Origin of the sequence: Kitasatospora sp. NPDC087271 (assembly GCF_044744605.1) — a bacterium.
Classification (GTDB): domain Bacteria; phylum Actinomycetota; class Actinomycetes; order Streptomycetales; family Streptomycetaceae; genus Kitasatospora.
Genome location: NZ_JBIUYQ010000016.1, coordinates 183,763 through 191,961, shown reverse-complemented (window position 1 = coordinate 191,961; position 8,199 = coordinate 183,763). Strand labels below are relative to the sequence as shown.

The following is an 8,199-nucleotide window of genomic DNA, read 5'->3' as shown; positions in this document are numbered from 1 at the left end:
AGACACCGGTCAGGATGATGATGACGAACGTGTAGAGGCAGATCTCGCCCAGCATGAAGGACCAGTGGTCCGGGAAGATCTTGCGCAGGTTGGCCTTGGCGAGGGAGTAGATCCCCACCCGGCCGTCCGTCCAGTCAGCAGCGGCCTCCCACTTGTTGGCGGGCTTGGCGCGCGTGCTGGCGGGCTTGGCGGCACCGGTGGTGCTGCTCGTACTCATCGAGCACGCTCCCAGTAGCTCGGGCCGACGGGCTCGTCGAAGTCGCCGGTGGCGACCAGGTAGCCCTTCTCGTCAGTGATGATCTTCAGCTGCGGCAGCGGGTGGCCGGCCGGGCCGAAGATCACGCGCGCGCCGTCCGCCAGGTCGAAGGTCGACTGGTGGCAGGGGCAGAGCGCGTGGTGGGTCTGCTGCTCGTACAGGCTGATCGGGCAGCCGACGTGGGTGCAGATCTTGGAGTAGGCGAGGATGCCCTCGAAGGCCTTCTCCCGCGACCGGTCGTCCTTGATGTCGTCCGGCGCGATGCGCACCAGCATCAGGGCGTCCTTGGCGATCGCCTGCTGGAAGTCCTCGTCGTGGACGTGCAGACCCTCGGGCATGGCGAAGGTCAGCGAGCCGATGACGATGTCCTCGGCCTTCATCGGCAGGTTGGTGCTCATGTTGATGAGCTGCAGGGGCTTGGCCGGGGTCGCCTCGTTCCAGCCCGTCTCCTTCAGCTTCTTCTCGGGCAGCGGCCCGAGGTCGCGGAGCAGGACCACGCCGGAGAGCGGGACCAGCGCCATGGAGCCGATGAGGGTGTTGCGGATCATCTTGCGGCGGCCGAAACCGGACTCGGCGGCACCGGTCTTGAACTGCTCGATGACGTCCGCGCGGACCTCGTCGTCAGCCTCGATCGGGTGGCGCTCGGCCGGCAGCTCGACGTCCGACATCAGCGTGCGGGCCCAGTGGACCGCACCCGCGCCGATCATGAACAGCGCGACGCCCAGGGTCAGGCCGAGCGCGAAGTTCAGCGCGCTGACGTGACCGAGCGGGAAGATGTAGACGATCTTGTCCGGGTCGATGGCCACGTACGAGGCGATGAAGCCGATGGTGGCGAGCATCGAGACCACGAACATCAGCGAGACCTGGCGCTCGGCCCGCTGGGCGGCCCGCTCGTCGATGTCGGTGCGGCGGGGCTCGTGGGCCGGCAGGCCCGGGTCGGCGAACGGGTCGCCGTGCGCGGCGACGTCACCGGCGGAGCCGTGCGACTCCGGCAGCTTCTCTTCTGACATGTCGTGGCTCATGACTTCTTGGCCTTGGTGGTGTGGGCGGCGACCCAGATCGCGACCGCGATGAGCGTGCCGAGACCGAAGATCCAGCCGAACAGACCCTCGGTCACCGGACCGAGGCTGCCGAGCGTGAGACCACCGGGGTTGGGCTCATCGGAGGTGGTGTGGCGGACGAAGGCCACGATCTGCTTCTTCTGCTCCTCGGGCATGGTGGTGTCCGGGAACGACGGCATGTTCTGCGGGCCGGTCTGCATGGCCTCGTAGATGTGCTTGGCGTCCACGCCCTCCAGCGACGGGGCGTACTTGCCCTTGGTCAGGGCACCGCCCTGGCCGGCGAAGTTGTGGCACTGGGCGCAGTTGGTGCGGAACAGCTCGCCACCCGCGGAGATGTCATCCGGGTTGGTCGAGGTGTACTGCTCCGGGGTCGGCGTCACCGGGCCGGGGCCGAGCGAGGCGACGAAGGCGGCGAGCTGGTCGATCTCCGCCTGCGAGTAGATGTTCTTCTTGCGCGGCACCTGGGCGCCGGGCTGCTGGGCCGGCATGCGGCCGGTACCGACCTGGAAGTCGACGGAGGCGGAGCCGACGCCGACCAGGCTCGGACCGTCGCTGCTGCCCTGGCCGTTCAGGCCGTGGCACGAGGAGCAGCCCACGGCGAAGAGCTTCTTGCCCTCATCGATCGCGAGCGACTGCGCGGCGACGTCGGCCTGCGCCTTGTCGGCGGGCGCGAACGCGGCGTACAGCCCCCCGGTTGCCGCCAGGGCGAGAAGTAGGACGACCAGCGCCGCCAATGGGTGGCGCCGTCGTGCGGAGAGCTTTTTCACGGAATAACCCCGGTGTCAGGATCTGGTCGACTGGTGGGTGCACCCGGCGGCCGGTCTGGCCGGCACGAGGCTGCCTGTCTAGGGCTGCGCGCGCGGTCGGTCGGTGGGAGCGTCGCCCACCGGCAGAATCGGCCCGACGCCGGTGAGGGCGGGGACCGAAGCCGGTGGCCAGCGACCTGATCAGCTGGTTACTTGATCAGGTAGATGGTCGCGAACAGGCCGATCCACACGACGTCGACGAAGTGCCAGTAGTACGACACGACGATCGCGGCGGTGGCCTGCTCGTGCGTGAAGCGCTTGGCTGCGTACGTCCGTCCCAGGACCAGCAGGAAGGCGATCAGACCACCCGTCACGTGCAGACCGTGGAAGCCGGTGGTCAGGTAGAACACCGTGCCGTACGGGTCGGAGGACAGCGAGAGGCCGTCCTTCTTGACCAGCTCGGTGTACTCGAAGATCTGGCCGCCGATGAAGATCGCGCCCATCACGAAGGTGATGACGAACCACGAGCGGAGCTTCTTCACGTCCCCGCGCTCGGCAGCGAACACGCCGAGCTGGCAGGTCAGCGAGGAGAGCACCAGGATCGTGGTGTTGACCGAGGAGAAGGGCACGTTGAGGGCGTGCGCCTTCTCGGTCCAGAACTCGGCTCCCTTGACGGAGCGGAGCGTGAAGTACATCGCGAAGAGGGCCGCGAAGAACATCAACTCGGAACTGAGCCAGACGATCGTTCCGACGCTGACCATGTTCGGCCGGTTGACCGATCCGTGCGCGTGCCCGGTTTCTACTGCTGTTGCTGTCGCCACGACGGACATTATGTCGGTCCCTTATTCCGTCTTCACGCCGGGGGGTGTCCCTCGGAGTGTCCGGTGCGTGCGGTATGCCCCCCTGGAGGGCGGTGGGGGGTCCCAATGGCGGCTGAGCAGCGGCGTGTCCCTTTTCTGACGGTTCCTCGAAGGGGCCCGCGACCCCGTTGCCCAGCGCGTCGTTGCACGCTTGGCGGAGCCTCCGGGGGTAATGCGCGGGCCCCTTGTCGGCCGTACGGGTGGTCTGGACGGGTCCGGGTGACGGGCCGTCCTCCGGGCGGGTGAGTCGCGGGCGCGGCGGCTTGAGGGGGGAAGGTCCGCGAGGGGGACTCGGCGACGGGTGATCGGGAGTAGCATCCGGATCAGGCGAACGTGGTCCGGATCACACTTGAGGGAGCAGGGCCCATGGCGTACACGACCGACGAGACGCTCACCGTCCTCGTCTACAGCGATGACCGCAACACCCGCGAGCAGGTGCTGACGGCACTCGGCCGCCGGCCCGTCGAGGACCTTCCGGAACTGTCCTACCTGGAGTGCGCGACCACCCCCGCGGTGCTGAAGGCACTGGAGAAGGGCGGCGTGGACCTCTGCATCCTGGACGGCGAGGCGGTGCCGGCCGGCGGGCTCGGGCTCGGCCGCCAGCTCAAGGACGAGATCTACGGCTGCCCGCCGGTGCTGGTGCTGATCGGCCGGCCGCAGGACTCCTGGCTGGCCGCCTGGAGCCGGGCCGACGCCGCGATCTCGCGCCCGGTGGACCCGGTGGCGCTGGCCGAGGCGGTCGCCACCCTGCTGCGGGCGCGGCTGGCCAAGCGGGCGCCCGTCAGCCGCTGAGCGGTGCCGTCTCAGGACCAGAGAAGACGCCGCCGCGGGAACCCCGCCGGTCGATAGGCTGACTCCATCCGTACGGACGTCCCCCCGACGCGGGGAACCCGACAACAGCTGGAGTCAGCCATGGTGAACGTGAGCCCTGCGAACGGTGGTACCGCACCCGCGCAGGTGGTCCGCACCTGGCCGGACGTCCTGGCGGCGCTGTTGAAGGGGGAGGACCTCGACCGCTCGGCCACCGCGTGGGCGATGGACCGGATCATGAGCGGCGAGGCGTCCCCCGTCCAGGTGGCCGGGTTCATGGTGGCGCTGCGGGCCAAGGGCGAGACGGTCGACGAGATCACCGGCCTGGTGGACGCGATGTACGCGCACGCCGAGCCGCTGGACATCCCCGGCCCGGCCGTGGACATCGTCGGCACCGGCGGCGACCGGGCCAAGACCGTCAACATCTCCACCATGTCGGCGATCGTCGCGGCCGCGGCCGGCGCCAAGGTGGTCAAGCACGGCAACCGGGCCTCCTCCTCGGCCAGCGGCTCCTCGGACGTGCTGGAGAAGCTCGGCGTCCGCCTCGACCTGTCGGCCCGGCGGGTCGCCGAGATCGCCGAGGAGGTCGGGCTGACCTTCTGCTTCGCGGCCAAGTTCCACCCGTCGATGCGGCACGCCGCCACCGCCCGGCGCGACCTCGGGGTACCGACCGCGTTCAACATCCTCGGCCCGCTGACCAACCCGGCCAAGGTCACCTCGCACGCGATCGGCTGCTTCGACACCCGGCTCGCCGGACTGATCGCCGGCGTGCTCGCCCGGCGCGGCTCGACCGGCCTGGTCTTCCGGGGCGACGACGGCCTGGACGAGCTGACCATCACCACCACCTCGCAGGTGTGGATCGTGCGGGACGGGACCGTCACCGAGACCGCCTTCGACCCGCGGGACGTCGGCGTCGAGCTGGTCGGCATCGAGGCGCTGCGCGGGGCGGACCCCTCGTACAACGCCGAGGTCGCGCGGCGGCTGCTGGCCGGCGAGCGCGGGGCGGTGAGGGACGCCGTCCTGATGAACACGGCGGCGGCGCTGGTCGCGCTCGACCTGGGTGAGGCTCCGCTCACCGAACAGCTCGCGGCGGGCATGGCGCGGGCGGAGCGGGCCATCGACTCGGGCGCGGCGCAGGAGCTGCTGCGGCGTTGGTCGGAGGCCACCAGCCGGGTGTGAGGCGGTACTTGGGAGCCCGTGCCGGAACGCCGGCGCGGGCTCCTCGGCTGTCCGGATGGTGGATGCCTGTTTGACCACTCGCTGGGCGCGACCTAGAGTCTTGGCCAGGTCATGAGTGACAGCGTCAAGCCCCAGCTTGCTGTCCGGCAACCCTCCGTCCGTGGCGGGGTGCCCTGGGTGAGGACCGGGTCGCTCGGCGAATCGTCCGTGCGGCAAGCGCGGACGCCCGACGACTTAGCACTCCCGGGGTCCCACACCCCCAGAAGGAGTGCATCCTCATGTCGATCGCCACCGAAATCTGCGCCCCCCTCGCCGTCCTCGGCCACGACGTCCAGGTCCCGCTCGCCAGCGGCGAGAAGGTCGGGTACGCGGCCCTCGACTACGCGGCCAGCTCCCCGGCGCTCCAGCGGGTCTGGGACGACGTCTCCGCCTACGCCCCCTACTACGGCAGCGTGCACCGCGGCGCCGGGTACCTCTCCCAGCTGTCCACCGACCTGTTCGAGCAGAGCCGCCGCACCGTCGCCGAGTTCCTCGACCTGCGCGAGGGCGACCAGGTGGTCTTCACCCGGGCCACCACCGACTCGCTGAACCTGCTCGCCTCGGCCGTCCCGGCCGGGACCCGGGTGTTCGCCTTCGAGACCGAGCACCACGCCTCGCTGCTGCCCTGGGCGCACGCCGGGCTCGACGTCCACTACCTGCGCGCGCCGCGCTCGCACGCCGAGGCGGTCGCCGCCCTGGACGCCGCGCTCGCCGAGGCGCCCGAGGGCCCCAAGCTGCTCTGCGTCACCGGAGCCTCCAACGTGACCGGCGAGCTGTGGCCGGTCGCCGAGCTGACCGGGACCGCGCACCGGCACGGCGCCCGGGTGGTGCTGGACGCCGCCCAGCTGGCCCCGCACCACCGGGTCTCGGTGCGCGAGCTGGACGTCGACTGGATCGCCTTCTCCGGCCACAAGATCTACGCGCCCTTCGGCGCCGGCGTGCTGGCCGGCCGGGCGGACTGGCTGGACGCGGCCGACCCGTACCTGGCCGGCGGCGGGGCGACCCGGACGGTGGCCCGGGAGAGCGACGGCTCGGTGGCCGTCCAGTGGCACTCCGGTCCGGCCCGGCACGAGGCCGGCTCGCCGAACGTCATCGGCGCCTACGCGATCGCCTCGGCCTGCCGGGCGCTGAGCGAGGCGGGCTTCGACGCGCTGGAGGCCCGGGAGCGGCAGCTGATCGCCCGGCTGACCGCCGGGCTGGCGGAGATCCCGCAGGTCAAGGTGCTGACCCTGTTCGGCGCCGAGGCGGCCCGGGTGGGCGTGCTGTCCTTCGTCGTCCAGGGCTGGAACAGCTCGCACTTCTCGGCCGCGCTGTCCGCCGAGTACGGCATCGGGGTCCGCGACGGCCTGTTCTGCGCGCACCCGCTGCTGCGCACCCTGCTCGGGGACGAAGAGGTCTCCCCCTCCGAGTGCGGGGCGCCCGAGCCGTCGCTGCCCGGCGAGCGCAGCCTGAACGCGATCCGGGTGAGCTTCGGGGCCGGGACCCCGGACGAGCACGTCGACCGCTTCCTGACCGCCGTGCGCGAGCTGGTCACGGACGGTGCCGCGTGGAACTACCGCAACGAGGGCGGGCGCTGCGTCGCCACCGTGCAGGTCGACCGGGGGCGTCAGCAGGGCTGAGGGGCCCGGTCGGCGGGGCCGAGGGGCCTACTCGTCCAGGCCGAGGGCGAAGGCGGCCTCGAGGTCGTGCTGGGAGTAGGTGCGGAAGGCGATCTGGGTCTCGGTGTGGGCCACGCCCGGGACCTTGTTCAGCCGGCCCGGGATGACCGCGGCCAGATCGTCGTGCCGGCGCACCCGGACCATCGCCACCAGGTCGTAGCCGCCGGTCACCGAGTACACCTCGCTGACGCCCTCGATGGCCGCGATGGCTTCGGCGATCTCCGGGATGCGGTCGACACTGGTCTTGATCAGGACGATGGCGGTGATCACTGTTCGGGCTCCTTTGTGGGGTGCCGCCAGCGTATCGGGCGTCAGCCGGGTCGTCTCGGGGGGTGGCTGACCGCCGTGCAGGCGTAGAGGAAGCCCGCCGAGAAGCCGATCACGTGAACCAGATAGGCCACCCCGGGCCCGGCCGAGTGGACCGACCACCACTGCAGGGCGAACCAGAGGCCGAGCACCAGCCAGGCCGGGAAGCGCAGCGGCAGGAACAGCAGCAGCGGGACGAGCGTCGTCACCCGGGCGCGCGGATGGAAGCGCAGGTAGGCGCCGAGGACGGCGGAGATCGCGCCGGAGGCGCCGATCAGCACCCGGGTGGAGCCCGGGGAGTGCGCCTCGGCGAGGGCGAAGCCGTACGTGGCCAGGCTGCCGGCGGCCAGGTAGAAGACGGCGAACCGGGCCCGGCCCAGCCGCCGTTCGACGGTGGGGCCGAAGACGTGGAGGAAGAGCAGGTTGCCCAGCAGGTGCAGCCAGCCGGCGTGCACGAAGAGCCCGGTGAGGACGGACAGCGCCGGGTGCTTGCCCGGGGTGGGCGCGGCCGGGCAGCCCGGGGCCGGGTCGGGGGCCTGGGCCAGCTGCTCGGCGGTCAGCGGGCGGCCGGCCAGCACCTCGGCGGGGATGACGCCCCAGCGCTGCTCGTACCGCTGCTCCGCGCAGAGCCGGGACTGGCCGGTGCCGTACAGCGGGTTGAGCCCGGCGGCCGGGCCCAGCAGGAACACCAGGGTGTTGACCGCGATCAGGGCGTAGGTGACCGCCGGGGCGGGCACGGACGGGTGCTCGCCCCGCGCGTCGGTGTGCCCGGGGGCCGTCAGTGCCATGCGGCCAAGCATCCCTCCGTGTCGGGCGTGTGACACGGCCTTGTACGGCAGGTGGACTAGCCCGCTCGTTCTCCTGACTGGTGGCCGGGATGGTTGCCTCAGGCAATAGGCTTGGGGCGGGCAATCCCGCCTCCCGCCGCCGACGCCGGGGCTCCGGGGGGAGCGCCTAGCCCACCCAGGGACCACCCGAGAGGACCCCCGATGACCGTCCCCGCCCTGACCGCCGAGACGCGCTGGCGCTGCACCCTGTGCGGAAACCTCACCCGCTTCGACGTGACCCGCACTGCGCGGGTCACCGAGTTCCTGCACTTCGACCTGGCCGGCGAGTCCAAGGTCGAGGAGACCGAGGTGCTGAGCGAGACGATCGAGTCGGTGCGCTGCCGCTGGTGCAACGCCGTGGACCAGGTCGAGCTGGTGGCCCGTCCGGGTGCCGAGAACGCGGAGGCCTCCGCCGAGCAGGGCTGACGCCCGACGGCGCGGGGGGCGGGTGCGCGGC

General features: G+C 71.4%; 9 protein-coding genes, 1 pseudogene and 1 riboswitch. Of the genes and pseudogenes, 4 read left to right on the top strand and 6 right to left on the bottom strand.

Annotated features, from left to right (window positions below):
• The 4 genes and pseudogenes from ACIO9K_RS25645 to ACIO9K_RS25630 all read right to left on the bottom strand — a co-directional run.
• A pseudogene (locus ACIO9K_RS25645) lies at nt 1-217 on the bottom strand (ubiquinol-cytochrome c reductase cytochrome b subunit); the annotation flags it as partial.
• Nucleotides 214-1,266, bottom strand: coding sequence for a Rieske 2Fe-2S domain-containing protein (locus ACIO9K_RS25640; RefSeq protein ID WP_363583006.1), 1,053 nt, complete (start codon nt 1,264-1,266; stop codon nt 214-216). The pseudogene ACIO9K_RS25645 and the gene ACIO9K_RS25640, both read right to left, overlap by 4 nt.
• An 8-nt stretch (nt 1,267-1,274) precedes the next feature.
• Nucleotides 1,275-2,084: a c-type cytochrome gene (locus tag ACIO9K_RS25635; RefSeq protein ID WP_363618848.1), complete on the bottom strand. Its 810-nt coding sequence runs from the start codon at nt 2,082-2,084 to the stop codon at nt 1,275-1,277.
• Nucleotides 2,085-2,272: 188 nt separating this feature from the next.
• Complete coding sequence (locus ACIO9K_RS25630) at nt 2,273-2,893, bottom strand: heme-copper oxidase subunit III (protein ID WP_063347284.1); 621 nt, start codon at nt 2,891-2,893, stop codon at nt 2,273-2,275.
• 396 nt (nt 2,894-3,289) lie between these two features.
• Here ACIO9K_RS25630 and ACIO9K_RS25625 point away from each other — a divergent pair, with 396 nt between their 5' ends.
• The 3 genes from ACIO9K_RS25625 (at nt 3,290) to ACIO9K_RS25615 (ending at nt 6,570) form a co-directional block, all read left to right on the top strand.
• Nucleotides 3,290-3,715 (top strand): hypothetical protein, encoded by a 426-nt coding sequence (locus tag ACIO9K_RS25625; RefSeq protein WP_350886353.1) that lies wholly within the window; start codon nt 3,290-3,292, stop codon nt 3,713-3,715.
• Nucleotides 3,716-3,835: 120 nt separating this feature from the next.
• Nucleotides 3,836-4,912: an anthranilate phosphoribosyltransferase gene (trpD, locus tag ACIO9K_RS25620; protein WP_400333432.1), complete on the top strand. Its 1,077-nt coding sequence runs from the start codon at nt 3,836-3,838 to the stop codon at nt 4,910-4,912.
• Nucleotides 4,913-5,019: 107 nt separating this feature from the next.
• Nucleotides 5,020-5,137, top strand: a riboswitch (SAM riboswitch).
• 53 nt (nt 5,138-5,190) lie between these two features.
• On the top strand, nt 5,191-6,570 hold the full coding sequence (locus ACIO9K_RS25615) for an aminotransferase class V-fold PLP-dependent enzyme (RefSeq protein ID WP_363618849.1): 1,380 nt from the start codon (nt 5,191-5,193) through the stop codon (nt 6,568-6,570).
• A gap of 27 nt (nt 6,571-6,597) precedes the next feature.
• On the opposite strand, the gene ACIO9K_RS25610 is transcribed toward ACIO9K_RS25615, so the two are convergent.
• Together ACIO9K_RS25610 and ACIO9K_RS25605 are read right to left on the bottom strand one after the other, a co-directional pair.
• Entirely contained in the window at nt 6,598-6,879 is a 282-nt protein-coding gene (locus tag ACIO9K_RS25610) for an Lrp/AsnC ligand binding domain-containing protein (protein ID WP_063347281.1), read from the bottom strand.
• Nucleotides 6,880-6,920: 41 nt separating this feature from the next.
• On the bottom strand, nt 6,921-7,703 hold the full coding sequence (locus tag ACIO9K_RS25605; protein ID WP_363618850.1) for a rhomboid family intramembrane serine protease: 783 nt from the start codon (nt 7,701-7,703) through the stop codon (nt 6,921-6,923).
• A gap of 201 nt (nt 7,704-7,904) precedes the next feature.
• Here ACIO9K_RS25605 and ACIO9K_RS25600 point away from each other — a divergent pair, with 201 nt between their 5' ends.
• Entirely contained in the window at nt 7,905-8,168 is a 264-nt protein-coding gene (locus tag ACIO9K_RS25600) for a hypothetical protein (RefSeq protein WP_350886362.1), read from the top strand.
• Nucleotides 8,169-8,199: the final 31 nt, after the last annotated feature.